This window comes from Phenylobacterium sp. (genome assembly GCF_035539035.1).
Taxonomy (GTDB): Bacteria; Pseudomonadota; Alphaproteobacteria; order Caulobacterales; family Caulobacteraceae; genus Phenylobacterium.
In genome coordinates this window covers 350,944-373,359 of sequence record NZ_DATLJI010000014.1, presented here as the reverse complement: position 1 = coordinate 373,359, position 22,416 = coordinate 350,944, and the positions used below count along the sequence as shown (strand labels likewise).

Genomic DNA, 22,416 nt, shown 5'->3' with positions numbered 1-22,416 from the left:
CGAAGCGATCCTGAACGCCGCGACCCGGCGCGGAAGCCTCCGCATTAGGGCGTGAACTGAGTGGCGCTCGCTGTCGGCCGGTCGAGGTAGGCCTCGATCACGCGGGCGACGTCCGGTCCTTGCCCGAAGTTGTAGTGGGTGTAGCCCGGCACGATGGCCAGCCGGGCGCGGGAGAACTGCGGCTCGCCGCTCCAGCCGGGGTCGCGCACGCCGCCGCCGAACAGGGCGAAGAACTCGGCGATGTGGCGCATGGAGACCGCGTCGTGGTCGGCGAACAGCAGCAGGGTCGGGACCCGCATGGCGGCGATCTCGGCGCGCCAGTCGTAGTCCTTGCGCATCAGCTCGCCCATCCGGTCGAGTAGCAGACCGAACTGTTCCGGATGCGGCGCCACGGCGACGTAGCGGGCGTAGAACGGCGTCTGCTTGAACATCTCGAGCTGGGCCGAACTCACCGAGCCCATCGCCTGCAGGTTCTCGGGATACCAGCCGTCGCGCTCGGCGGCGGTGGAAATGACGATCAGGTTTCGGACCATCTCGGGGTGCTGGATCGCCATGCGGATCGCCGCATCGCCACCATGTGAATAGCCGGCGACGTCGGCGCGGGCGATCTTCAGGTGGCGCAGGACCGCGGCCACGTCGTCCCCGAGCTTCTCGTGGGTCATGGGCGTGTCGCGCAGGGCGGTGCGGCCATGGCCTTCCAGGTCGATGGCGATCACCTGGCGCTCGCGGGACAGGGGGCCGATCACCTGGGTCATGGAGCTGGCGTCGCCGAAGCCGCCGGCCATCACCACGATCGGCTCCCCCTGCCCGTAGATCTCGTAATGGACGCGCAGTCCCTCCGAAGCTTCGGCGTAGCCGCTGGACCTGGGTCGGAGCGCCTGCATGGTCGATCGCCCTTCGCTCTGCGGTTGCTGCGGGGGCGGCGAACACGCCACGAGCGCCGTGAGCGAGGCGCCGAGCGCGGCCGCGCGGAACAGTCGGGAGAACTCTGACGGCATGACGGCCTCCGGTCCATGGGTCCGCCCGAAGGACGTCCTGGATGGCGCGGAGCTGACAAGCGGGCCCGCTCCGTCATCGCCGATCGCTGGGGCTGGGCCGGCGATGACAGTCCGGCGGGCGGCTCAGCGCTGCGTGACCGCCACGTCGGTGGAGAGGCCGGCGCTGGCGAGCTCGCGTTCGGCCTGGGTGAATCCGTAGGCCGGGACGATATCGCCCGAGCGGTCGGATATCTCGGGCCAGTGGGCGACGACCTGCTCGCCAGCGTCGGCCCGCGCGCCGACGTAGCGGCCCGCCGACAGGGTGACATGGGCGGTGGCGAAGTGGCCGGCGCCCGCGCAGAGGATCGCCCGGGTGGGGGCGTCCTCGCCCACCAGCGCCAGGAGGCCGGGGCTGACCAGCGCGGGGTCGAGATGCGCCAGGCTCTCCTCGGAGAGCACGCCGTGTGTCATCTGGGTGGCGGCGGTGGGCGCCAGGCAGTTCACCCGCACATCGTACTTCGCCCCCTCGATGGCCAGCGTCTGCATGAGGCCCACCAGCGCCATCTTGGCCGCGCCGTAGTTCGCCTGGCCGAAGTTTCCGTAGAGGCCCGACGAGGAGGTGGTCATCACGATGCGGCCGTAGCCCTGCCCGCGCATGATCTCCCACACCGCCTTGGAGCAGACCGCCGCGCCCATCAGGTGGACGTCGACCACCAGGCGGAAGTCGTCGAGGCTCATCTTGGCGAAGGTCTTGTCGCGCAGGATGCCCGCGTTGTTCACCAGGATGTCCACGCGGCCCCAGACGTCCATCACGCGGGCCACCATGGCCGCCACGCCGGTCTCGTCTGTCACGGACGCGGCGATGGGGAGCGCCTTGCCGCCGGCCGCCACGATCTCCTGCGCCACCCGCTCGGCGGCCTCCTGGGCGATGTCGTTGACCACCACCTTCGCCCCGTGGGCGGCGAGATAGAGCGCGTGCGCGCGGCCCAGCCCGCCCCCGGCGCCCGTGACGATTGCGACCCGACCTTCAAGCGACAATGCGACCTCCCCTCGCTGATTGAAGCGGGTATATTCACTAACTCGATAGTGAAGATCAACGATAAGGTGGAGCTAGGTGTCGGCCCCCTTGGTCCGGGCGTTGCAGATCTCGAGGAAGCCGGCGGCCATGAAGCGGGCCATGCGCTGCTTGATGGCCACGAAGTCCTCGGACTTGCACACCCCGCCCGACAGCTTGTCGATCCGGCCCGTGCGGGCCAGCGTCACCATCAGCGCCCCGGTGACGAAGTGGTAGCCCCAGAAGATGTCCTCTTCCGCACAGTCCGGCAGCGCCTTCTTCAGCAGGCCGATCAGACGCAGCACGACCGGATCGAAGTGCTCGTCCATCAGCTCGGCCCCCCACTCCGGGGTGTTGGAGACCAGCGCGCCCAGCGCGCCGTAGTTCTTCCAGCCCGGCCCGCCCTGGATGTAGAGGTCGAGGTCGGTGTCCAGGAAGGCGTGCAGCGCCCCCTCCACCGTCGGCTTGCCCTGGGTGGCGGCGTCATACTCGTCCAGCGCCCGCATCCGCCGCTCCGCGGTCACCACCGCGCGCCTGGCGAACACCGCGTCGAACAGCGTCTTCTTGTCCGCGAAATAGTAGTTCAGCAGCGTGTGGTGCACCCCCACCTGCTGCGCCACGTCCTTCAGCGTCACCCCATACAGGCCGTGCTTCGAGAACAGCTCCTCCGCCGCATCGAGGATCTGCTCCATCGAATAGGCGCGCTGCTCCGCCTTCTTCGTACTGCGACGGGGTTTCACACTCTCAGACACGCGGCACTCTTTCGGCCCAGGCTCGGGGGGGCGTCAAGCCGAGGAGCCGGCCGCCTCGCCCCCATACTCAGCGCGCAGACGCAGCTTGTCGATCTTGCCCGTGGCCGCCAGCGGCATCTGCTCGAGCCGGACCACCTCGTCAGGCACCCACCAGGGGGCGACCTTCGCCCGGAGCGGCGCCAGCAGGGCCTCGTCGCTCAGCGCCGCCCGCTCGCGCATTTCCACCAGCAGCACCGGGCGCTCGCCCCACTTCGGATCGGAGCGGCCGATGACCGCCGCCAGCGAGACCTCCGGCAGGGCGCTGACCACGGCCTCGATCTCGGCGGGGTTGATCCATTCGCCGCCCGATTTGATCAGGTCCTTGGCGCGCCCGGTGATGCTGAGGTTGCCGTCCTCGTCGAGGCTGGCGAGGTCACCGGTGGCGAACCAGCCGTCGGCGTCAGTGGCCAGCTCGGTCTCGCCGAAGTAGCGCTCGACGACGGCCGCACCGCGGACGCGCAGGTGCCCCTCGACGCCGCGCTGCTCGGGCAGCGGCCGGCCGTCGGCGTCGGTAATCAGCAGGTCGATGCCCACGGCCGGGCGGCCGGACTGGCTGGCCCGGCGCACCGGGTCGCTGGCCGGCGTCACCGTGCCGGACGGCGAGAGCTCGGTCATGCCCCAGGTGGTCTGCACGACCACCCCGAGGCGGCGCTCGAGACGGTCCATCAAGGCCGGCGGCATGGGCGCGCCGCCCACCATGATCCGCTTCAGGGACGGCAGCTCGGCGCCCTCCGCCTCCACGTGCTCCAGGAGGCCCAGCCAGACCGTCGGGACGCCGACCGCCACCGTCACGCCCTCGGACCTGATCAGCCGCGCGAGGCTCGCCCCGTCGGCCTGACGGCCGGGCAGGACCAGCTTGGCGCCCACCGCGGGCGCGGCGAAGGGCAGGCCCCAGGCGCTGGCGTGGAACATCGGCACGACCGTGAGCACCACGTCGGCGCCGGCGATGGCCATGCCGTCCGCCTGCAGGGCGCGAAGGGTGTGCAGGAAGCTCCCCCGGTGGGTGTAGGTGACGCCCTTGGGCAGGCCGGTCGTACCGGAGGTGAAGCAGAGGCCCGAGGGCGCGTTCTCGTCGAAGCCGCCCCAGGGCAGGCGCGCCTCGGCGGCGGCGACCAGGGGCTCGAGGGCGGAGGCGGGCGGCCCCCCCCCGGCCTCGGTCGCGTCCCCGTCGATGACCAGCAGCTGGTCGACCAGCGGCGCGGCGGACGCGATCTCGCGCGCCAGCCGGAGGAGGTCGGCGCTGGCGATCAGGACGCGTGCGCCCGAGCGCTCCACCATCCAAGCAAGCTGGGCGGCGGTCAGGCGCGGGTTCAGCGTGTGGCACACCGCCCCCATGCCCATGATCGCGTACCAGGCCTCCACGTGGGCCTGGGTGTTCCAGGCCAGGGTGGCGACGCGGTCGCCGCCGCGCACGCCCAGCTCGTGGAGGACGGCCGACACCCGGAGGCTGCGGTCCCGTAGGGCCGCATAGCCGATCCGGTCCACGCGGTCACCATCGCGGGCGGTCACCACCTCCGCGCGGGGATGCCATTTGGCGGCGTGCTCAAGGAACTTGTCGAGCGTCAGCGCGAAGGGCTGCATGGCTCCGTCGATCATCGGCGCTCCGGACTCTCAGGCGGCAGCGGCGGCGAGACGATGCCCACATTCCAGTTCCAGGGCGTCTGGCCCTGGGCGCGGCGGCGCTGCACCACCGCCTCGTTGAATTCGTACATGCCGGGCATCAGCCCCCGTCGCGGGCGGGGCGCGTCCTCGAACGCCATGTAGGCGCGCGCCGCGTCATAGGACTCCCACGCCGGCTGGCCCGGCGCAGCCGGCGTCCCGGTCTTCACGAAGGCCGCCCAGTAGCCCTGGATGGCGTCGCCGAGCCGCGTCTCGGCCCGGGTTTCCGGCGGCTTCGGCCAGCCGGCCGGCGTGCGGTCACGCGTGCCGAAGACATAGGGGATCTCGGCGGCGTGGAAGGCGTGGAGGTCCTTCTCGTCGGCGGCCGGATAGCCGTGGTCGAACAGGTAGAGGAAGGCCGGCTTGCCGATCTCGGTCTGCTTGCGCGCCAGGCGCTCGGCGGTCCAGCCATAGAGGGCGTCGCGGGTCGTGGCGATCACGCTCTCGCCGAGGTCGTTCGCGGGATAGAGCCGCAGGAAGCCGTCGGCGAGGTCGCCGTAGCGGGCGCGGATCTCGCGCTCGTAGGCCTCGGCGCTCGCAGGCGCCGGCGGGGCGAGGCGGCGGAGCGAGCGGATCTCGCCCTGGTTGAAGCCGGCCAGCACCGGGACGGGCGCCTGCTCGCCGCGGTCGAAGGTCTCCACCAGCTGGCGGGTCAGGACCTTGCCGTCCACGGCGCCGAAGGCCGCGAAGCCCGCCTTTGGAGCCCTATCGATGAGGGCGACGGCGTCCATGGCGCGAAGGGCGGCGAGGTCGGCGGCGCCGAGCTGCGCGGCCAGCCGCGCGCCGGCCGCCTCGGCCGGCTCCATGCCGAACCGCTTCTCCCGCAGCTCCGGGGTGGAGATCATGTAGGCGCTCTGCAGGACCGCCTTGGAGAAGAGGCCCCGGGCCAGGGGTGAGGCCATCAGGTACATGACGCTCAGGCCCCCCGCGGACTCCCCGGCGATGGTCACCTGGGCGGGGTCTCCGCCGAACAAGGCGATGTTGCGCTTCACCCAGGTGAGCGCGGCGATCTGGTCCAGCAGGCCGTAGTTGCCCGAAACGCCGTCGGGGCTCTCCGCGCTGAGCGCGGGATGGGCCAGGTAGCCCAGGACACCAAGGCGATAGTTGATCGACACCACCACGATGCCGCGCCGGGCCAGCCCCGCCCCGTCGTACATGCTCTCGCGGCTGGAGCCGGTGGTGAGCGAACCGCCGTGGATCCACACCATCACCGGGGCGCCGCGCGCGTCGGCGGGCGCCCAGACGTTCAGCGTCAGGCAGTCCTCGCTGAGCTGCGGCAGCTCGCTGGCGTAGATGCCGCTGGGCGGCATGCGCGGCTGAAGGCAGGCCGGCCCGAAGTCCTTCGCCTCGCGCACGCCGCTCCAGGGGGCGAGCGGCGCCGGCGGCCGCCAGCGTCGCTGGCCGGTGGGCGGCGCGGCGTAGGGGATGGCCTTGAAGACGTGCAGGCCGGCCAGCGCCTCGCCCTTCACCGCCCCCGCAGGCGCCCGGACCACGGGCGCCGGCCGGGCGGCGGCCGAACCCGCGCCGAGGACGAGCGCGAAGACGAGCGCCAGCCCTGCCCTCATGCCCTCGCCCCTTCCCGGCTCAGGACGCGGGCCAGGGCGACGAACAGGCCGACGGCCACGGCGTACATCGGCGCCAGGGCGTAGAAGGCGATCTGCAGCGAGTTCTCCGGATAGCTGCCCTTCACCGCATCGCTGACCATGCCCACGAAGGTCGGGCCCACGCCCATGCCGACAAGGTTCATCACCAGGAGCAGGAGCGCCCCGGAGAGCACGCGCTGCTCGGGCGCGACCTCCTCCTGCACCAGGGCCACGGCCGAGGAGAGGTAGAAGTAGTTGAGGAAGGTCGGCCCCAGCAGGAAGACCAAGGCCAGCGGCCAGGTCGGCGCCCAGACGAAGGCGAGGAACGGCAGGATGGCGAGCGCCAGCGAGGCGGCCGGGACCGCGGCGTACGCCACCCGCGAGCGGCGGGTGAACCGGTCGATCACCCGGCCCGAGACGAAGATCCCGCCGCCCATCCCGACGGCGACCACCAGGGCGTACCAGAGGGAGACGTCCTGCAGCGTCATCCCCTTCTCGCGCATCAGGAACAGGGTCGTGAAGTTACCGGCCCCGTAGGTGATGATCTGGGTCGCGGCGCTGGCCAGGGCGACCAGCAGCAGGGACGGCGTGGAGAAGAACATCCGCACCGTCGGCCAGAAGGCCGCCGGGCCGGGCTGGACCTTCGGCGCCTGGCCCGCGGCGCGGTCGAGGCCGCCCCGCTCCGGTTCGCGAACCCGCAGCAGCACGACGAGCGCGGTGACGATGCCCACCGACCCCAGCAGGATGAAGGCCGCCCGCCAGCTGTAGGCGGCGGCGATCGCCGCCCCGAAGGCGACGCCCAGCGCCTGGCCGATCGGCGGGCCGAGATTGAAGAGCCCCAGCGCCGTGCCGCGCCGGCCGGGCGGGAAGTAATCGGTGATGATGGCGTAGGACGGCGGCACGCCGCCCGCCTCGCCGACGCCGACCGTCATCCGGGCCAGCACGAGCTGCGGATAGTTGGCCGAAAGGCCACAGGCGACGGTGGCCGCGCTCCACAGGCCGCAGGCGAGCGCCAGCACCCGGACCCGGTTGGTCCGGTCGGCCAGCCAGCCGACCGGGATCGAGATCAGGCAGTAGAACAGCGCGAAGTAGAGCCCGCTGATCAGGCCGAGCTGGCCGTCGGTGACGCCCAGGTCGTCCTGGATCGGCTTGGCCAGGATCGATAGGAGCTGCCGGTCCAGGAAGTTCAGCACATAGACGAAGCAGAGGATGGCGAGCGTCGGCCACGCGCCCTTGAGGGGGCGCGCGCCGCGGTCGGCCTGGAGGGAGTCCACGGCGGCGCCCATCGCCTAGAAGTCGTAGCTGGCGCGGACGCCGATGGTGCGCGGACGCTGCACCCCGAACCGGCTGGCGAGGAAGGCCTCCGGGTGGACGTAGTTGATCTTGCGGCTGTCGAGGAGGTTCTCGGCATAGACGCCGATGGTCAGCTTCTCGAAGGCCACGGCGAAGGCCGCGTTCACGTTGTTGTACGCCTGGGTGTAGCCGTAGGTGGGGCTGATCACCCCCGGCCGGCCCGGCACATAAGGGAACATGCCCGGATAGCTGCCCACATGCGAGGCCACCACCGACAGGTTGGCCCGCGCCTCCGGCGACAGATCGAAACCGTAGTTGACGTAGGCCGCCCCCTGGAACTTCGGCGCGGCGAGGCGCACGCCCTCCGCGGCGCCGGAGATCGCCGCCTCGGTGGGGGTCAGCTTGGTCACCTGGGCGTCGATGAAGGTCCCGTTGACGCCCAGCGTCAGGCCCTCGGCCGGCGCGAGCGCGATCTCGAACTCCAGGCCGCGGGAGACCGCCTTGCCGATGTTGGTGGCGAACTGCACCGAGTCGGAGACCCGGTTGGCCTGCACCTGGATGTTCTCCCAGTCGATCCAGTAGGCGGCGAGGTTGGCGCTGAGCCGGCCGTCGAACCAGCGGCCCTTCACGCCAATCTCGTAGTTGGTCAGGTCGTCGGAGTCGGCGCCGAACGGGATGATGATGTCGGCGGGGTTCACCACGCTCGCGCGGCCGGCGAAGCCGTTCACCACCGGGGTGCGGAAGCCGGTCGAGAGCGTCGCGTAGGTCGTGACCTGCGGCACGGGCTTGTAGGAGATGCTGACCTTGTAGGACGGGCCGGTCTCCTTGGCCTTCACCCCGGTGACCGGGGCGACCTGGGTGATGGTCAGAGGACCGCGGAAGGTCGGGGTGAGCGCGGCGGCCAGGTAGTTGCTGGTGTAGCCGCCCTCCACGAAGCTCTGCGCCTCGAAGCCGCCGTAGCGCAGGCCGCCGGTGACCCAGAACTCATCGGTGAAGCGGTAGGTCACCTCGCCGAAGCCGGCGAGCTCCTGCGACTTCGTGTGGTTGTACTGGCGCTGGTAGTACTCGTCCGCGAGGCCGGTGAAGCCGCGCCGCGTCAGATAGGCCGGCGAGGAGCGGTAGTTGTAGTCGACGTCCAGGCGGCGATCGAGGAAGAAGCCGCCGACCACCCAGTCCCACTTGCCGCCCGGATCGGAGGCCAGCCGCGCCTCCTCCACGAAGGTATCCATGTAGGCGGTGGCGTCCAGGGCGAAGGCGATGCCGCCGCCGAAGGTGCCGGCCAGGTCGACGAAGAACTTCTGGTCGAAGCCCGACAGGCTGGACGAGCTGGTGAAGGTCGCGCCGTCGAAGCGGTAGTCGATGGTGGCGTTGTAGATCGCCTGCTGGCCCTGGAAGAGGTCCGGGCGGTCGGAGATGCGCTTGTACTTGCCGAGCGACGGGCTGACGAGCGAGGAGTCCTCGGGCTTGTTGTTCTCGTAGGAGGCCATGAGCTTCAGCGTCAGCCGCTCGGTGGGCTCCCACTGCACGGCCATCCGGCCGCCCCAGCTGACCAGGGTGTTGGCGTTGCGGATTCCCGTGCCGACGTTGTCGATGTAGCCTTCCTCGTCGCGGTAGAAGCCCACCGCCCGCACGGCCAGGGTCTCGGAGAGGGGCACATTGACCATGCCGTTGTAGCGCTGGCGTAGCGAGCCGTTGCCGACGATGCCGTAGTCCACCAGCACCGAGGCGTCGAAGCCGCTGGGATCGGGCCGCTTGGTCAGGATCCGCAGCGCGCCCGACAGCGAGCCCGACCCGAACAGGGTGCCCTGCGGCCCCCGCAGGAACTCGACCCGCTCGATGTCGTAGAGGTTGGTGTCGAGGACGGTCGTGTTGCCGATCGTCGAGATCGGCAGCTCGTCGATGTAGACCGCCACCGTCGACTGCAGGTTCGCGCCATAGCCGTTGGTGGCGATCCCGCGGGCGGTGAAGTTGTTGAAGTTGGCGCTGGCGCGGTTCAGCACGACGCCAGGCGTCTCCTGCGCCAGACCCTCGTAGCCCACGATCCCCTTGGCCTCGAGCGTCTCCTGCGTATAGGCGGTGATGCTGAGCGGCACGTCCTGCAGGCGCTCGTTGCGCCGCGTGGCGGTGACGATGATCTCGCCCACCGCAGTCCCCTCGGCGGCCCCTTCGGACGCGGCGGTCTGGCCCAGCGCGGGCGACGCGGCGGCGATCAGGCTCATGGCGCAGGCCGAGCCGAGTAGAAGCGCCTTCATAGCTTTCCCTTCCCCAATCAGCCGGTCTTCGAGCCGGGCTGTCTGGCGGAAGATGCGTCGCGCCGAGCGGCGCTGTCAACACTCACTATCGCGTGTGTGAATATCTGAGAACGGTGAAATGGCGGCCGCGGAGAAGGCGACCGCGCAGGGGGCTAGTAGAGGAGGATGTCGCGCCGCTCGGCGTCCCAGGCGGTCTCGTCGGGGACCGTCAGGGCGTCGAGGTCGGCCGGCGTGGCGGCGGAGTCGTCCACCCATTCCCGGAGCGCCGGGCCGCCGTTGATCACGTCGATGGCCAGCTTGCCGAGTTCGTACTCGTACGGGAAGTCGCGCCACAGGTCGTAGCCCGGCTGCAGCCGGCGGATCGCCTTGAAGGCCAGGGCCTGGAGCCGCCAGGGCCGGAACGCTTCGTGGCCGTAGCCGGGGCCTTCGGTGTGGATCTGCACGCCGTTGCAGAGCTTGCCCACATGCTTGTGGAAGGTGGGCTCGAACCAGCAGTCGCGGAGCTGACAGCCCTCCAGCCACTGCGGGGCCAGCGCCCGCATCTCGGCGATCACCGCGCGCGCGTCGATGTCGGGCGCGCCGAACAGTTCCAGCGGACGCGTGGTGCCGCGGCCCTCCGACAGCGTCGTCCCCTCCAGCATCACCGTGCCGGCGTAGGCCCGGGCCATCCAGAGGTTGGGCGCGTTGGGGCTGGGATTGACCCAGACCCGCTCGCCGAGCGGCCAGCCGTGGCCGGGCGCGGCCTCGGGCGCCCAGCCCTCCATGGCGATGACCTTGTACTCCACGTCCAGGCGGAACTGGCGGATGAACCAGTGGCCGATCTCGCCGAGCGTCAGGCCGTGGCGCATCGGCATCGGCCCCGCGCCCACGAAGCTCTCCCAGCCGGGCCGGAGCGTCAGGCCCTCGACCGGCCGGCCGGCGGGGTTCGGCCGGTCCAGCACCCACACCGCCTTGCCGTGCCTGGCGGCTGCCTCCAGCACATAGAGCAGGGTGGTGATGAAGGTGTAGATCCGGCAGCCGAGGTCCTGCAGGTCGACGAGCAGGACGTCGAAGGTCTCCATGGAGGCGTCGGTGGGCCGGCGCACCTCGCCGTAGAGACTGAACACCGGCACGCCGTGGACCGGATCGCTGAAGTCCGGGCTCTCCACCATGTTGTCCTGCTTGTCGCCGCGCAGGCCGTGCTGCGGCCCGAAGGCGGCGGTGAGCTTCAGGTCCGGGCAGGCGGCGAGCGCGTCCAGCGAGTGGACGAGGTCGGCGGTGACGGAGGCCGGGTGGGCCAGGAGCGCGAGGCGGCGGCCGGCCAGCGGGGCGCGCAGTTCCGGCTCGGCGAGGAGACGATCGATCCCGAATTTCATGTCCGCCCCGTTGCGGGAATTTCCAGCGCAAAGCAATCGGCGTGGTGGAAGTCCGGCCGACCGGGCGGATGGGCCAGCGCCCAGTAGGAGACGCCGCCCTTCCCGGCGATCACCGCCGACAACCCGAGCCGCCAGGCGCCGCCCGGCGCGAGCCCCTCCAGGCCACTGAGGTCGAGGGTCACGGCCAGCGCGAACAGGCCCCGGTCCCCCGCGACCTCCACCACCGGCGGGGCGATCCGCTCGGCGGGACGCATGCCGGCCCGGTAACCGTCGAAGGCGTAGGCCGCCCACTGCGTCGACGGCGCGAAGTTGAACTCCCAGTAGGCTTCGCCCCCGGCCGGTCGCAGGAAGGCCTCGAAGCAGGTGCTGCGCCAGAGCTCGTCCGCCCGCTCGGCGGCGGCCGGCGGCGGCAGGCTCACCGCGGCCATGTCGCCCGCGGCGCTGTAGGCGAGGCGCAGCAGGCCCGGTGCGTCGCGGTCGACGGTCACGGCGATGGAGCTCACCGGCGAGGCCGGGGACTCGGGATGGGGCTCCAGGAGGCGTCGCATGGGGCCATGGTAGCCGCGGCGCGGCCCGGCGCCACTGTCGCAGCCCACGGCCAAGGCGCTAAAAAGGGCCATGAGGGGGACGGCGCACTTGGACGCACTCTTGTTGAACCTGGCTGTCGCGCTGGGCCTGGGCCTGCTGATCGGGGCGGAGCGCGAGCGGCGCAACCGCGAGCGGGCGGCGCCGTCGGCCGCCGGGATCCGAACCTTCACGCTGGCCGCCCTGGGCGGCGCGGCGAGCCTGCTGGCCGGCGGGCCGGTGCTGCTGGCGATCACCGCGGTGGCGGTGAGCGCCTTCGCGGCCCTGAGCTACTGGCGCACCCGCGGCGACGCCGACCCGGGCCTCACCACCGAGATCGCGCTGGTCCTGACCGTCCTGCTCGGCGCCCTCGCCGTCCGCCAGCCCGGCCTCGCCGCGGCGCTGGGCGTCACGGTGGCGATCCTGCTCGCCGCACGCAGTCCCCTGCACCGGTTCGTGGGCGTGGTGCTGACCGAGAAGGAACTGCGCGGCGCCCTGATCCTGGCGGCCGCCACCCTGGTCGTGCTGCCGATGCTGCCGGACCATCCCGTGGGCCCGTTCGGGGCGATCAATCCGCGCTCCGCCTGGATGGTGGTGATCCTGGTGCTGGCCATCGGCGCGGCCGGCCACGTGGCGGTGCGCGCCCTGGGCGCGCGCTTCGGCCTGCCCGCCGCCGGCCTCGCCTCCGGATTCGTGTCGAGCGCCGCCACCATCGGCGCCATGGGCGCGCGGGCGGCCAAGACCCCGGCCCTGATGGCCCCCGCGGTCGCGGGCGCGGTGCTCTCCACCGTGGCCACCGTCCTGCAGATGGCCGCCGTGGTCGGCGCGACCGATCCGGCGACCCTGTGGGTCCTGGCCCCCGCCCTCGCCTGCGCGGGGATCGCGGCGGTGGGCTACGGCGCGGTCTTCACCCTGCGCGCCCTGCGCCAGCCCGCGCCGGAGGACGCGGACGCCGGCGAGGCCTTCAGCCTCACCACGGCGCTGTTGTTCGGCCTGACCCTGGCGGTGGTTCTGGTGGGCTCGGCGGCGCTCAGGGCCTGGTTCGGGGACGCCGGGGCGCTGGCGGCGGCGGCGCTGGCCGGCCTCGTGGACACCCATGCGGCGGCCATCTCCATGGCCAACCTTGCGGCGCAGGGCGAGATGGCGCCCCGCGCGGCGGTGATCCCGATCCTCGCGGCCTTCACCACCAACACCATGACCAAGGTGGTGTTCGCGTTCGCCGCGGGCGGTCGCGCGTTCGCCGCGAGAGTGGTGCCGGGCCTGCTCCTGGTGGCCGGCGCCGCCTGGGCCGGAGGACTCCTGGCGCTCGGCGCCTAGGTGCTCGCCCCTAGGCGTCGTGGCCGCGCGCGGTGTGCGCCACGTGGAAGGAGCCGGAGTGGCTGAGCACGATCCAGTCGCCGCAGTGGGCCACGACCGGGCCGTCGGGGGTGCGCACCTGCACGGCGGCGCCTTCGGCCACGGCGCGGGCCTCGTCGCCCAGCCAGCTCCAGAGCATCCGCCAGCTCTTCGAGTCGTGCGGCGGCGGCACGCGCAGGGCGGCGCCGTGATCGAACGGGGGATGAAGCTGAACGACTCGCATGGGTCCTGACGCTGGCCGAACGAAGAACGGTCAGTTCCGCGCTGCTTCGGTCACCAGAACCTTAATCGGCAAAGTTAAAACGGCGGGTCCTCGGTCCGAGCGGTGAGCTGCTCGATCCGCTGGTCGTAGAGCTTGGCCACCGCGTCCTTGCTGTGGGCGGCCATGTTGCGGGCGGTGCGCCACTCGGCCTGCTCCCGGTCGAGCGCCTGGCGGTCGGCGCCGGCGGCCAAGGCCTTGTCGTAGGCCTCCCTCATACGCTGGTCGGCCGTGCGCAGGTCGGGGTTCAGGCAGAGCGCGCGCTCGGCAGGGGTCGGCTCGGCGAGGCAGCGGCCGAGCGCGGGTCCGCCGATCGGAGCCAGCGCCTTGCGGGCCGGCCGGGCCTTGCGCGCCGGCGCGGAGGCCTTCTGGAGCTTTGGACGCTCGGCCGGCGCGGCGCGAGCCACGACGCGCTCCACGCGGGCGGGGGCGGCGGCAGGCGTGCGCGCCGGGGCTGCGGCCCGAAGCGGTGGCGGCGGCGAGGGCCGGGCCGGGACCGTCGCGGGCTCCGTGCGCGCGACAGCCGGCGGGGGAACGGGGGCCTGGGCCACGACGATCGGCGGAGCGTCGGGCGCCTTGGCGATCACCACCGGCTCGGGCGCGCCGGTGGCGGTCCGCGTCAGATGGCGGACTTGGACGAGCCGCTGGGCGGGATCTGCGCCGCTGGGCAGGGCCTGGCGGGCGAGGTCGAGGTGCCGCAGCTCCGCGTTGCCGAACCACGGGCTGTCGGCCGCGACCGCGCGGGCGAAGGTGTCGAAGGCCAGGCAGTAGTCGAGGATGCGGGGATCTTGCGCCAACGCCCCTGCGCAATCCTGGGAGAACCGCTCCAGCCCGTCGGGCCCGAGATCGGCGTAGATCACCTGAAACTGCTCGTAGGCCCGGCGGACCTGGGTCTCGTCGGCGCCGGCGTCGGCCAGGATCGGCGCGGCGGGTCCCCCTTCACGCGCCTTGGCCGCGTGCTGGACACTCACGTTCGCCGGGGCGTCCGCATGGTCGGAGGCCAGCCACCAGGCGAGCCCGCCGGAGGCGGTCAGGGCGATCAGGACGCCGGCCGCCAGGCCAGGGCCTAGCCGGCGGCGGGGCGGCTCCTCGAGGCGGTCCAGCAGCGAAGGGTCATGGGGCGCGTCGGACATGAACCCTCCAACTCCCAAGGCAGAGCTCGGTTGCGCCGCCGGCGCTTCACCGAACAATGCTTTTCAAATCTGAAATAAAATCATTTACTCGCTCCGGAGCCGAGGCGCGCGACCGATCGTTCAAAAATGAGTCGCGAACAGAGACCTCGGCGGGGCTCGGGAGGTAGAGAACTTGGCAGATCCGTCCACGAAGGCGCCGGATCCGATGGACATCGCGCTCGGCGCCGCCGTCAGAATAAGGCGGCGCACCATCGGCATCTCGCAGGAAGCGCTGGCTGAGCAGTGCGGGGTGAGTTTCCAGCAAATTCAGAAGTACGAGAACGGCGCGAACCGCATTTCCTTCTCACGCCTGGTGCAGATCGCGCGCGCTCTGCAGTGCCGCGTGGTCGACCTGATGGACGTGCTCGACGGGGCCGACCGGGAGGCTCCGACCGACCTCGACATGCTGGGCCGCATGCGCACGCCCGGCGCGCTCGAACTGCTGACCGCTTATGAGAAGCTGCCGCCGGAATCGCGGAGCGCCCTGGTCGGCTTCCTGAGGACGCTTACGGCCGACCGGCCGGCCGAGGCCCAGGGCCGGACCCGCGAGGTGGCCTGACGCGGCCGGCCGGGGGCTCAGCCCTCCGCGAGGATCCGGTCGATCACCGCCTTGGCGTCGGGGGCGCCCCAGTCGGCCTCCCCGGCCACCCGGCCGCGCTCGAAGCCGTCCTTGCCGTAGACGATGGTGGTCGGCATGCCGGCCACCGCCGGCTTCACCTGCCACGGCAGCTTCGCGTCGGGGTCGCTGTAGAACTTCAGCGGCGCGTGCTGGCCGATGAAGGCGCGCGCCTCGGCGACGTCCGGCTCCTTGTCGATGCTGATGGCGACCACCTCGACCGGCTTGCCGGCGTAGTCGGCCTGCAGCTTGGCGAGCGTCGGCATCTCGATCTTGCAGGGCGCGCACCAGGTGGCCCACAGGTTCATGACCACCACCTTGCCCTTCAGGTCGGCGATCTTCATCGCCTTGCCGTCGGCGTCGCGGAACACATAGTCCGGGGGCGGCCCGGCGCCCTGCGGGCGGCTGAACTTCTCGAGCACGCTGCCGGCGGCGGCCTCCGCAGCGGGCTTCGGCCCGGTGTTCACCTCCGGCCTCGGCTTGGTGGACGCCTTCGCCATGATGTAGAGAACCGCCGCGACGCCGACGAGGGCGGCGCCCCAGAGGGCCCACTTCAGGATCCCACCCCTGGGCTTCGCCGCGGACTGATCGCTCATATGACTGACTCTTCCTCTGACGCCCCCAAGCCCGCCGCCGGGCAGGCTCCTGGCGGACAAGCTATGTGGGGCGGCCGCTTCTCGGACAAGCCCGCCGAACTGATGCAGGCGATCAACGTCTCCATCGGCTTCGACCGCAGGCTGGCGGCGCAGGACCTTGCCGGGTCCCGGGCGCACGCGGCGATGTTGCGCAAGGCCGGGGTGATTTCAAGCGAGGACGAGGCCGCCATCCAGGAGGGGCTCGCGACCATCCTCGCCGAGATAGAGGCCGGGACCTTCCCGTTCCGGGAGGAGTACGAGGACATCCACATGAACGTGGAGGCCCGGCTGCGCGAACTGATCGGGCCCGCCGCCGGCCGGCTGCACACCGCGCGCTCGCGCAACGACCAGGTGGCGCTCGACTTCCGCATGTGGGTCCGCGAGGCCTGCGACCGGACCATCGACCAGGTGCGCGCCCTGCAGAAGGCGCTGGTGGCCAAGGCCGAGCCGCACGCCGGCGCGATCATGCCGGGGTTCACCCACCTGCAGCCGGCCCAGCCGGTGACCTTCGGCCATCACCTCATGGCCTATGTGGAGATGTTCGGCCGCGACGCCTCGCGCTTCGCCGACGCCCGGGCGCGGATGAACGAGAGCCCGCTGGGCGCGGCGGCCCTGGCCGGCTCCCCCTTCCCCATCGACCGGCAGATGACGGCCCGGGCCCTGGGTTTCGACCGGCCGACCGCCAACTCCCTGGACAGCGTCGCCGACCGCGATTTCGCCCTGGAGGCGCTGGCGGCGGCGACCATCTGCGCCACCCACCTCTCCCGGCTCGCCGAGGAGATCGTGATCTGGATGACGCCGCAGTTCGGCTTCATCCGGCTCTCGGACGCCTTCACCACCGGCTCGTCGATCATGCCGCAGAAGAAGAACCCGGACGCGGCCGAGCTGGTGCGGGCCAAGGCCGGCCGCCTGCTGGGCTCATTCACCCAGCTGGCCGTGGTGATGAAGGGCCTGCCGCTGACCTATTCGAAGGACATGCAGGAGGACAAGGTCCCGACCTTCGAGGCGTTCGACGCCCTGGAGCTCTCCCTGCGGGCCATGGCCGGCATGGTCGCCGACCTGGAGCCCAACGTGGAGCGGATGGCCGCCGCGGCGGGCGCCGGCTTCTCCACCGCCACCGATCTCGCCGACTGGCTGGTGCGCGAGCTGAACCTGCCGTTCCGCGACGCCCACCACGTGACGGGCGCGGCCGTGAAGCGCGCCGAGGAACTCGGCTGCGATCTGCCCGGCCTGCCGCTTTCCGAGCTGCAGGCGCTGCACCAACGGATCACCGCAGGCGTTTATGAGGTGCTCACGCCGCAAGCCTCCGCGGCCAGCCGCAAGAGCTATGGCGGAACCGCGCCCGACCAGGTGCGGGCCCAGATCCAGCGTTGGAAGGAAAGCCTCGCATGACGACCCTCCGCATCCCGGCGCTGATCGCGCTCCTCGGCACGGCCGCCCTCGTCTCGGGCTGCGGCAAGATGGGGGCGCTGGAGCGGCCCGGGCCCCTGTTCGGCAACGAGAGCGCCACGACCCGCGAAGCCGACGAGGCCCAGCGCCAGGCGCAGGACCCGACGCGGCCGGTGGACACCGTCGACCCGCGCGACCGCACCACCGATCCGGCCCCTTCGCGCAGCATCCCGATCCAGGGCCAGAGCCCGAACCCGACCGAGCCCGCGCCGCAGGGCGCCCTGCCCGACCCGTACGCCAACCCGCGCCGATGAATCATTTCGAGCTCCGCGGGGGCGAGCTCCACTGCGAGGACGTGCCGCTCGCCCGCATCGCGGCCGAGGTTGGCACGCCGGTCTATGTCTATTCCTCCGCGACGCTCGAGCGGCACTACACGGTGCTGCGCGACGCCCTGCTGGCGGCCGGCCTGCGCGATCCGCTGATCGCGTTTGCGGTGAAGGCCAATTCCAACGTCGCGGTGCTCCGCACCCTGGGGCGGCTGGGGGCCGGCGCCGACGTGGTCTCCGAGGGCGAGATCCGCCGCGCGCTGGCCGCCGGCATCCCCGCCGAGCGGATCGTCTTCTCCGGCGTGGGCAAGACCGAGGCCGAGGTGGCCTTCGCCCTGGAAGCCGGCGTCGCCGAGATCAATGTGGAGTCCGAGCCCGAGCTGCACCTCGTCAACGCCGTGGCCCAGGGGATGGGCAAGAGAGCCGAGGTGGCCATCCGGGTGAACCCGGACGTGGAGGCCGGCGGCCACGCCAAGATCTCCACCGGCAAGGCCGAGAACAAGTTCGGCGTCTCCTTCGCCGAGGCCGAGCGGCTGTACGCCAACGCCTCGAACATGGCCGGCGTCCGGCCGGTCGGCGTCGCCTGCCACATCGGCAGCCAGATCAGCGACCTGGCCCCCATGGACGCCGCCTTCCGCAAGATGCGCGGCCTCGTCGAGCGCCTGCGGGCCGAAGGGCTGTCGGTCGAGCGGCTGGACCTCGGCGGCGGCCTGGGCGTGCCCTACTTCAACCAGCCGGAGCCGCCCTCGCCCGAGGCCTATGCGCAGATGATCGCCCGCGCCATGGAGGGCCTGGACATCCAATTCGCCTTCGAGCCTGGCCGGATGATCGCCGCCAACGCCGGCGTCCTGGTGGCCCAGGTCCTGCACGTGAACCGCCGGCCGGAGGGCCGCAACTTCCTGGTCCTCGACGCGGCCATGAACGACCTGCTGCGGCCGGCGATGTACGACGCCTACCACGACATCCGGCCGATGAAGCCGCGCGAGGGCGAACCGGTGGTGTACGACGTGGTGGGCCCGGTCTGCGAGACCGGCGACACCTTCACCCGCGACCGCGCCCTGCCGCCGATCGAGGGCGGCGACCTGATCGCCTTCATGAGCGCCGGGGCCTACGGCGCGGCCATGGCCAGCGAGTACAATTCCCGCCTGCTGGCCCCCGAGGTTCTGGTGCGCGGCGCGGAGTACGCCGTCGTCCGCCCCCGCCCCACCTACGACGACATGCTGGAGCGGGAGCGCCCGGCGCCCTGGCTCACAGCTTAATTGACATATGTAAAATCTACTGCGCAGCATGCCCGCGTCACGGGAGGGCCCGCATGCATCGCACCCTGGGGATTCTGGCGCTTCTCGCCGCGCTCGTCGCCTCGCCGGCGACCGCGCAGGACCTGACGGCGGAGCCGGGGTCCGTCGTCGCGCGCCGGATCGCGGCCTATCTCGCGGCGGTGGACTCGCCTGAGGCTGCGGCGGAATTCGAGGCGCGCGACCTCACCCCCGAGTACCCGGCGTCCGCGCCGCCGGGCGCCATCGCCGTCTACTTCTCTGGCCAGCAGCGGGTCCTCGGCGGGTTCGAGCTGCTGGGCGTGCGGATGGTTTCGCCGCGGCGCGCCGAGGCCCTGCTCCGCGACCGGATCTACGGCGCCCGCCACGGGCTGACCGTGGATTTCGAGGACGACCCGCAGCGGCGCATCGTCGAGTTCGATCCCGGCCCCGCGCCGCTCTGGGCCCCGCCCCTGCCCCGGTCCCTGAGCCCCGCGCAGGTTGGCGAAGCGGCCCGCCGCCAGGCGGAGCGCGGATGTGAGGCGGGCGTCTTCGCCGGCGCGGTGCTGGTCGCCCGGCGCGAGGAGGTGCTGGTCAGCCATGCCTGCGGCCTGGCGAGCCGCCGCTACGGAGTCCCGAACAATCTGGAGACCCGCTTCAACCTGGGCTCGATCAACAAGATGTTCACCGCCGTGGCGGTGATGCAGCTCGTCGAGGCCGGCAAGGTGTCCCTCGACGATCCGCTCAGCAAGTTCGCCGACGAGACCTGGCTGCCGCTTGAGGTCAGCCGGACGATCACCGTGCGCCAGCTCCTCACCCACACCAGCGGCTTGGGCAGCTTCATCGGGGCGGAATGGGACGGCCTTTCGCGCCGCCGATTCCGCGAGCTCGCCGACTACAAGCCGCTGGTCCGCGGCGAGCGGCCGGCCTTCCCGCCCGGAACAGGCTGGAGCTACAGCAACACCGGTCCGCTGCTGGCCGGGGTCGTGATCGAGAAGGCCTCCGGCCAGTCCTATTTCGACTACGTCCGCACCCACATCCATGAGCCGGCCGGCATGCGCGACACCGACTGCTGGGCCCTGGACGAGCCGGTCGCGAACCTCGCCATGGGGTACTATCCCGACCGCGCGGGCGTCTGGCGCGAGAACACCGTGCAGACGATGTTCCGGGGCGGCCCCGCCGGCGGCGGCTATTCCACGGTCGGCGACCTGCTGCGCTTCGCCGAGGCCCTGCAGGACGGCCGGCTGGTTTCCAAGGACTCGCTGGACATCCTCTGGACCGACCAGCCGCCGAACAACTACGGCGCGGGCTTCACCATCGAGACGACCGCGGCCGGCAAGGCCTTCGGCCACGACGGCATCATGGCCGGCGTCAGCAGCCGGTTCCACATCTACCCGGAGACCGGCTACGTGGTGGCGATCCTGTCGAACCAGGATTATGGCGCTCCGGGGCTCGACGAGGCCCTGGTCGAGGTGCTCGGCCAGACCCGCCCCTGAGACCTAGCGCGCGGCCACCGCCTGCAGGAACACACGGAGGTCGCGGGCGCTCTGCTCCGGTATCTGCTCCATGGGCACATGTCCCGCTTCGGGGTAGGTGACCAGCCGCGCGCCGGGGATGGCGGAGGCGAAGGCCTGCGACCGCGCCGCCGGGATGACCTGGTCCTTCAGCCCGACCATGACGAGCGTCGGCGTCCGGATGCCCGCGAAGGTCTCGGGCGTCACCTGGGCCCCGCCGCCGGCGCGCCGGGTCAGGATCGCGCGGTGACCGGGCGCACGCGCCAGCTCGACGTAGCGGTCCACCAGCGCCGGGGTGACCAGGGTCTCGTCCTGGTAGGCCTGCTTCAGCCCGCGCGCCGCCAGCGGTCGCGGGTCGAGATTGCGGAGCAGCACCCGCCCCGCTGGGTTCGACAGCAGCTTGAAGACCGCCGGTCCGCCCTCCGATCGCTCCGCCGACGGCCAGCCGGCGGCGTTGACCAGCACCAGCCCGTTCAGCCGCTCCGGATGGGCGAGCGCATAGGACCAGGCCACCGCGCCGCCCATGGAGTTGCCGGCCAGCACGAACCGCTCGACGCCAAGGCGGCGGGTCAGCTCGTCGACAGCGGCGACATTGGCCGCGGAGGAGCTCCGGTAGTCCGACGGCGCCTGCGTCAGGCCATGTCCCGGCAGATCAAGGGTCACCACCCGGCAGTCGCCCTTCAGCGCCTGCGCCCAGGGCTCCCAGGCATGCAGGGAGGCGGCGAAGCCGTGAACCAGCACGACGGCCGGCGCGCCGGGCGGACCTTCATCGCGGTAGTGCATGCGTACGCCGCTCGAGAGCGTCACATACTGCGAAGCCGCGTCGCCGTACTTCGCCTCGAGCTGCGAATAGGGGATGTCGGGGGCGAGGCAGCCCGCCAGCCAGGCGCTGGCGAGCACGACAGACACGAGCCGGAGGAGGTTGCGCATGCGGCCAAGCTACCATGCGGGCCGGCGGGGGTGGCTAGTCCATCGCTCCGACGTAGGGCAGGCCGCGGTACTGACCGGCGACGTCCATGCCGTAGCCCGCCAGGAACCGCGCCGGAGCCTCCCAAGCCACGAAGTCGGGCTCCAGCCCGCGTGGCTGCGGCCAGGGCTTGCGGGCGAAGACGGTGGTCAGGACCTCGCTGGCGCCGGCGTCGCGCACCAGGCGCACGGCCTCCGAGAGCGAGAGGCCGGTGTCGAAGACGTCGTCGACGATCAGCGCCTTCTGGCCCACCAGCGGCCGCTGCAGGTCGGCGCGCACCTCGCACCGGCCGGTGGAGACCCGCTGGTCCTTGTAGGAGGCGAGCCACAGGGCGTCGAAACGCACGTGCCGGCCGTTGCGGGCCAGGGCCCGCATCAGGTCCGCGCAGTACCAGAGGCCGCCGGTGAGCAGGCACACGGCGACGGTGTCGTCGTCCAGGCGCGGGGCCATGGCGCGGGCGACGGCCTCCACCCGCTCGGCCACCTGGGCTTCGGTGAGGAGGACTTCGGTGATCGGGTCAGCCATGGTGCTCCGATAGCGCGTCCGGGGCGTCGGCGGGAAGCGGCTGGGCCTCCACCGGCTCGGGCGCGTGCGTCGCCTGGGGCGCAGCGGCCTCGGCCCGCACCGCGGCCGGCCGGGCGTGGCCGGCGCCCGTCTCGAAGGCGAGCTCGAGGTTCTGCAGGCTCGACGGCGGATCGGCGATGGAGACGGCGAAGTGGCGCTTGGCCCCGGCCGGGATGTGCGGGTCGATCGGCCGGACGATCTTCGCCGCCAGCGGCTTGCCCGACCGGCTCAGCATCTCGATCCGGATGGCCGGCGCCTCGGCCGCCTCGTCGCGCAGGTTGCGGATCGTGCCGGACACCGCCAGCACTGGACGACCGGCCTGGAAGGTGGGCTCGACCTTCACCTGCTCGATGGCCAGACCCAGGCTGTTCACGGAAAGACCCAGGCCCGCATAGGCGCCGGAGGTCTGCGGCGCCAGCCGCACCACCTCGTCCCGGAACAGCACCGCGCCCACCACGAAGGCCACGACCAGGGCCGCCATCAGGCCCCAGGCGAGGATCGGCCCCGTAGGGGCCTTGCTCGCCGTCGGCGGAGTCACCCGCGGCGGCCGCGTCCCCGGCGCGGGTCCGCTGACCACGAGGTCGTCGGCGGCGGTGACCGGCTCCGGCCCAGCCTGCTCGTCGGCCGGCTCGGGCGCGGGTTCGGCGGCCGCCGTGTCCTCGAAGAGTTCGCTGTCAGGCTCGGACGTCGCCGCGTTCTGAGACGTATGCCAGCGCGCGCCGCAGCTGGTGCACTTCACGGTGCGGCCGCCGGCAGGAATGCGCGAGTCGTCGACGAAATAGCTGGTGGCGCACTCTGGACAGGTCAGTATCATGACGGCCGAATCGCGACGCTCCA

21 protein-coding genes are annotated in these 22,416 nt (G+C 71.8%); 6 read left to right on the top strand and 15 right to left on the bottom strand.

Features of this window, described 5'->3' with window-relative positions; all coding sequences use genetic code 11:
- Positions 1–44 precede the first annotated feature (44 nt).
- The 9 genes from VM685_RS11410 to VM685_RS11370 all read right to left on the bottom strand — a co-directional run bounded on the left by VM685_RS11410 (position 45) and on the right by VM685_RS11370 (position 11,512).
- A complete protein-coding gene (locus VM685_RS11410; RefSeq protein WP_325460272.1) occupies positions 45–998 on the bottom strand; it encodes an alpha/beta hydrolase in 954 nt (317 codons plus the stop codon).
- Positions 999–1,121: 123 nt separating this feature from the next.
- Positions 1,122–2,015, bottom strand: a complete 894-nt coding sequence (locus tag VM685_RS11405; protein ID WP_325460271.1) for an SDR family NAD(P)-dependent oxidoreductase — start codon at positions 2,013–2,015, stop codon at positions 1,122–1,124.
- A 72-nt stretch (positions 2,016–2,087) separates the two neighbouring features.
- The gene (locus tag VM685_RS11400; protein WP_325460270.1) at positions 2,088–2,783 is read right to left on the bottom strand and encodes a TetR/AcrR family transcriptional regulator; all 696 of its coding nucleotides are present in this window, start codon (positions 2,781–2,783) and stop codon (positions 2,088–2,090) included.
- Between the two features lie 33 nt (positions 2,784–2,816).
- On the bottom strand, positions 2,817–4,418 hold the full coding sequence (locus VM685_RS11395; protein ID WP_325460269.1) for a long-chain-fatty-acid--CoA ligase: 1,602 nt from the start codon (positions 4,416–4,418) through the stop codon (positions 2,817–2,819).
- Positions 4,415–6,046: a carboxylesterase/lipase family protein gene (locus VM685_RS11390; protein ID WP_325460268.1), complete on the bottom strand. Its 1,632-nt coding sequence runs from the start codon at positions 6,044–6,046 to the stop codon at positions 4,415–4,417. The genes VM685_RS11395 and VM685_RS11390 overlap by 4 nt, the downstream gene beginning before the upstream one ends.
- Entirely contained in the window at positions 6,043–7,350 is a 1,308-nt protein-coding gene (locus tag VM685_RS11385; RefSeq protein WP_325460267.1) for an MFS transporter, read from the bottom strand. Before VM685_RS11385 ends, VM685_RS11390 begins: the two co-directional genes overlap by 4 nt.
- A 3-nt stretch (positions 7,351–7,353) precedes the next feature.
- Entirely contained in the window at positions 7,354–9,609 is a 2,256-nt protein-coding gene (locus VM685_RS11380) for a TonB-dependent receptor (protein ID WP_325460266.1), read from the bottom strand.
- A gap of 152 nt (positions 9,610–9,761) precedes the next feature.
- A complete protein-coding gene (locus VM685_RS11375; RefSeq protein WP_325460265.1) occupies positions 9,762–10,964 on the bottom strand; it encodes a DUF1343 domain-containing protein in 1,203 nt (400 codons plus the stop codon).
- Positions 10,961–11,512 (bottom strand): DOMON-like domain-containing protein, encoded by a 552-nt coding sequence (locus tag VM685_RS11370; protein ID WP_325460264.1) that lies wholly within the window; start codon positions 11,510–11,512, stop codon positions 10,961–10,963. Before VM685_RS11370 ends, VM685_RS11375 begins: the two co-directional genes overlap by 4 nt.
- 103 nt (positions 11,513–11,615) lie before the next feature.
- Here VM685_RS11370 and VM685_RS11365 point away from each other — a divergent pair, with 103 nt between their 5' ends.
- Entirely contained in the window at positions 11,616–12,845 is a 1,230-nt protein-coding gene (locus tag VM685_RS11365; RefSeq protein WP_325460263.1) for an MgtC/SapB family protein, read from the top strand.
- Between the two features lie 10 nt (positions 12,846–12,855).
- On the opposite strand, the gene VM685_RS11360 is transcribed toward VM685_RS11365, so the two are convergent.
- Together VM685_RS11360 and VM685_RS11355 are read right to left on the bottom strand one after the other, a co-directional pair.
- Complete coding sequence (locus tag VM685_RS11360; RefSeq protein ID WP_325460262.1) at positions 12,856–13,107, bottom strand: hypothetical protein; 252 nt, start codon at positions 13,105–13,107, stop codon at positions 12,856–12,858.
- Positions 13,108–13,181: 74 nt separating this feature from the next.
- Positions 13,182–14,276, bottom strand: a complete 1,095-nt coding sequence (locus VM685_RS11355) for a lysozyme inhibitor LprI family protein (RefSeq protein ID WP_325460261.1) — start codon at positions 14,274–14,276, stop codon at positions 13,182–13,184.
- 205 nt (positions 14,277–14,481) lie between these two features.
- On the opposite strand from VM685_RS11355, the gene VM685_RS11350 reads away from it, so the two are divergent.
- A complete protein-coding gene (locus tag VM685_RS11350) occupies positions 14,482–14,874 on the top strand; it encodes a helix-turn-helix transcriptional regulator (protein ID WP_325460260.1) in 393 nt (130 codons plus the stop codon).
- 17 nt (positions 14,875–14,891) lie between these two features.
- On the opposite strand, the gene VM685_RS11345 is transcribed toward VM685_RS11350, so the two are convergent.
- Positions 14,892–15,527 (bottom strand): TlpA disulfide reductase family protein, encoded by a 636-nt coding sequence (locus tag VM685_RS11345; protein ID WP_325460259.1) that lies wholly within the window; start codon positions 15,525–15,527, stop codon positions 14,892–14,894.
- Between VM685_RS11345 and argH the strand changes: the two genes are divergently transcribed.
- From argH to VM685_RS11325, 4 genes are read left to right on the top strand one after another with little or no spacing between them, the layout of a single operon-like run.
- The gene (gene argH / locus VM685_RS11340; RefSeq protein WP_325460258.1) at positions 15,528–16,958 is read left to right on the top strand and encodes an argininosuccinate lyase; all 1,431 of its coding nucleotides are present in this window, start codon (positions 15,528–15,530) and stop codon (positions 16,956–16,958) included.
- Positions 16,955–17,269, top strand: coding sequence for a hypothetical protein (locus VM685_RS11335; protein WP_325460257.1), 315 nt, complete (start codon positions 16,955–16,957; stop codon positions 17,267–17,269). The genes argH and VM685_RS11335 overlap by 4 nt, the downstream gene beginning before the upstream one ends.
- Positions 17,266–18,540, top strand: coding sequence for a diaminopimelate decarboxylase (gene lysA / locus VM685_RS11330; protein ID WP_325460256.1), 1,275 nt, complete (start codon positions 17,266–17,268; stop codon positions 18,538–18,540). The genes VM685_RS11335 and lysA overlap by 4 nt, the downstream gene beginning before the upstream one ends.
- Before the next feature lie 53 nt (positions 18,541–18,593).
- Entirely contained in the window at positions 18,594–20,030 is a 1,437-nt protein-coding gene (locus tag VM685_RS11325) for a serine hydrolase domain-containing protein (RefSeq protein WP_325460255.1), read from the top strand.
- A gap of 3 nt (positions 20,031–20,033) precedes the next feature.
- Here VM685_RS11325 and VM685_RS11320 read toward each other — a convergent pair whose 3' ends face one another.
- Genes VM685_RS11320 through VM685_RS11310 form a run of 3 tightly spaced genes read right to left on the bottom strand, consistent with a single transcriptional unit; the run spans position 20,034 to position 22,393 of the window.
- Positions 20,034–20,978, bottom strand: a complete 945-nt coding sequence (locus VM685_RS11320) for an alpha/beta hydrolase (RefSeq protein ID WP_325460254.1) — start codon at positions 20,976–20,978, stop codon at positions 20,034–20,036.
- A 34-nt stretch (positions 20,979–21,012) separates the two neighbouring features.
- Positions 21,013–21,540: a phosphoribosyltransferase gene (locus VM685_RS11315; RefSeq protein ID WP_325460253.1), complete on the bottom strand. Its 528-nt coding sequence runs from the start codon at positions 21,538–21,540 to the stop codon at positions 21,013–21,015.
- On the bottom strand, positions 21,533–22,393 hold the full coding sequence (locus VM685_RS11310; protein WP_325460252.1) for a DUF3426 domain-containing protein: 861 nt from the start codon (positions 22,391–22,393) through the stop codon (positions 21,533–21,535). Before VM685_RS11310 ends, VM685_RS11315 begins: the two co-directional genes overlap by 8 nt.
- Positions 22,394–22,416 lie beyond the last annotated feature (23 nt).

Coding starts and splice junctions, on each gene's coding strand:
- VM685_RS11410 (WP_325460272.1), bottom strand. CDS start 998: ATGCCGTCAGAGTTCTCCCGACTGTTCCGCGCGGCCGCGCTCGGCGCC.
- VM685_RS11395 (WP_325460269.1), bottom strand. CDS start 4,418: ATGATCGACGGAGCCATGCAGCCCTTCGCGCTGACGCTCGACAAGTTC.
- VM685_RS11390 (WP_325460268.1), bottom strand. CDS start 6,046: ATGAGGGCAGGGCTGGCGCTCGTCTTCGCGCTCGTCCTCGGCGCGGGT.
- VM685_RS11385 (WP_325460267.1), bottom strand. CDS start 7,350: ATGGGCGCCGCCGTGGACTCCCTCCAGGCCGACCGCGGCGCGCGCCCC.
- VM685_RS11380 (WP_325460266.1), bottom strand. CDS start 9,609: ATGAAGGCGCTTCTACTCGGCTCGGCCTGCGCCATGAGCCTGATCGCC.
- VM685_RS11375 (WP_325460265.1), bottom strand. CDS start 10,964: ATGAAATTCGGGATCGATCGTCTCCTCGCCGAGCCGGAACTGCGCGCC.
- VM685_RS11370 (WP_325460264.1), bottom strand. CDS start 11,512: ATGCGACGCCTCCTGGAGCCCCATCCCGAGTCCCCGGCCTCGCCGGTG.
- VM685_RS11360 (WP_325460262.1), bottom strand. CDS start 13,107: ATGCGAGTCGTTCAGCTTCATCCCCCGTTCGATCACGGCGCCGCCCTG.
- VM685_RS11355 (WP_325460261.1), bottom strand. CDS start 14,276: ATGTCCGACGCGCCCCATGACCCTTCGCTGCTGGACCGCCTCGAGGAG.
- VM685_RS11350 (WP_325460260.1), top strand. CDS start 14,482: ATGGACATCGCGCTCGGCGCCGCCGTCAGAATAAGGCGGCGCACCATC.
- VM685_RS11345 (WP_325460259.1), bottom strand. CDS start 15,527: ATGAGCGATCAGTCCGCGGCGAAGCCCAGGGGTGGGATCCTGAAGTGG.
- argH (WP_325460258.1), top strand. CDS start 15,528: ATGACTGACTCTTCCTCTGACGCCCCCAAGCCCGCCGCCGGGCAGGCT.
- VM685_RS11335 (WP_325460257.1), top strand. CDS start 16,955: ATGACGACCCTCCGCATCCCGGCGCTGATCGCGCTCCTCGGCACGGCC.
- lysA (WP_325460256.1), top strand. CDS start 17,266: ATGAATCATTTCGAGCTCCGCGGGGGCGAGCTCCACTGCGAGGACGTG.
- VM685_RS11325 (WP_325460255.1), top strand. CDS start 18,594: ATGCATCGCACCCTGGGGATTCTGGCGCTTCTCGCCGCGCTCGTCGCC.
- VM685_RS11320 (WP_325460254.1), bottom strand. CDS start 20,978: ATGCGCAACCTCCTCCGGCTCGTGTCTGTCGTGCTCGCCAGCGCCTGG.
- VM685_RS11315 (WP_325460253.1), bottom strand. CDS start 21,540: ATGGCTGACCCGATCACCGAAGTCCTCCTCACCGAAGCCCAGGTGGCC.
- VM685_RS11310 (WP_325460252.1), bottom strand. CDS start 22,393: ATGATACTGACCTGTCCAGAGTGCGCCACCAGCTATTTCGTCGACGAC.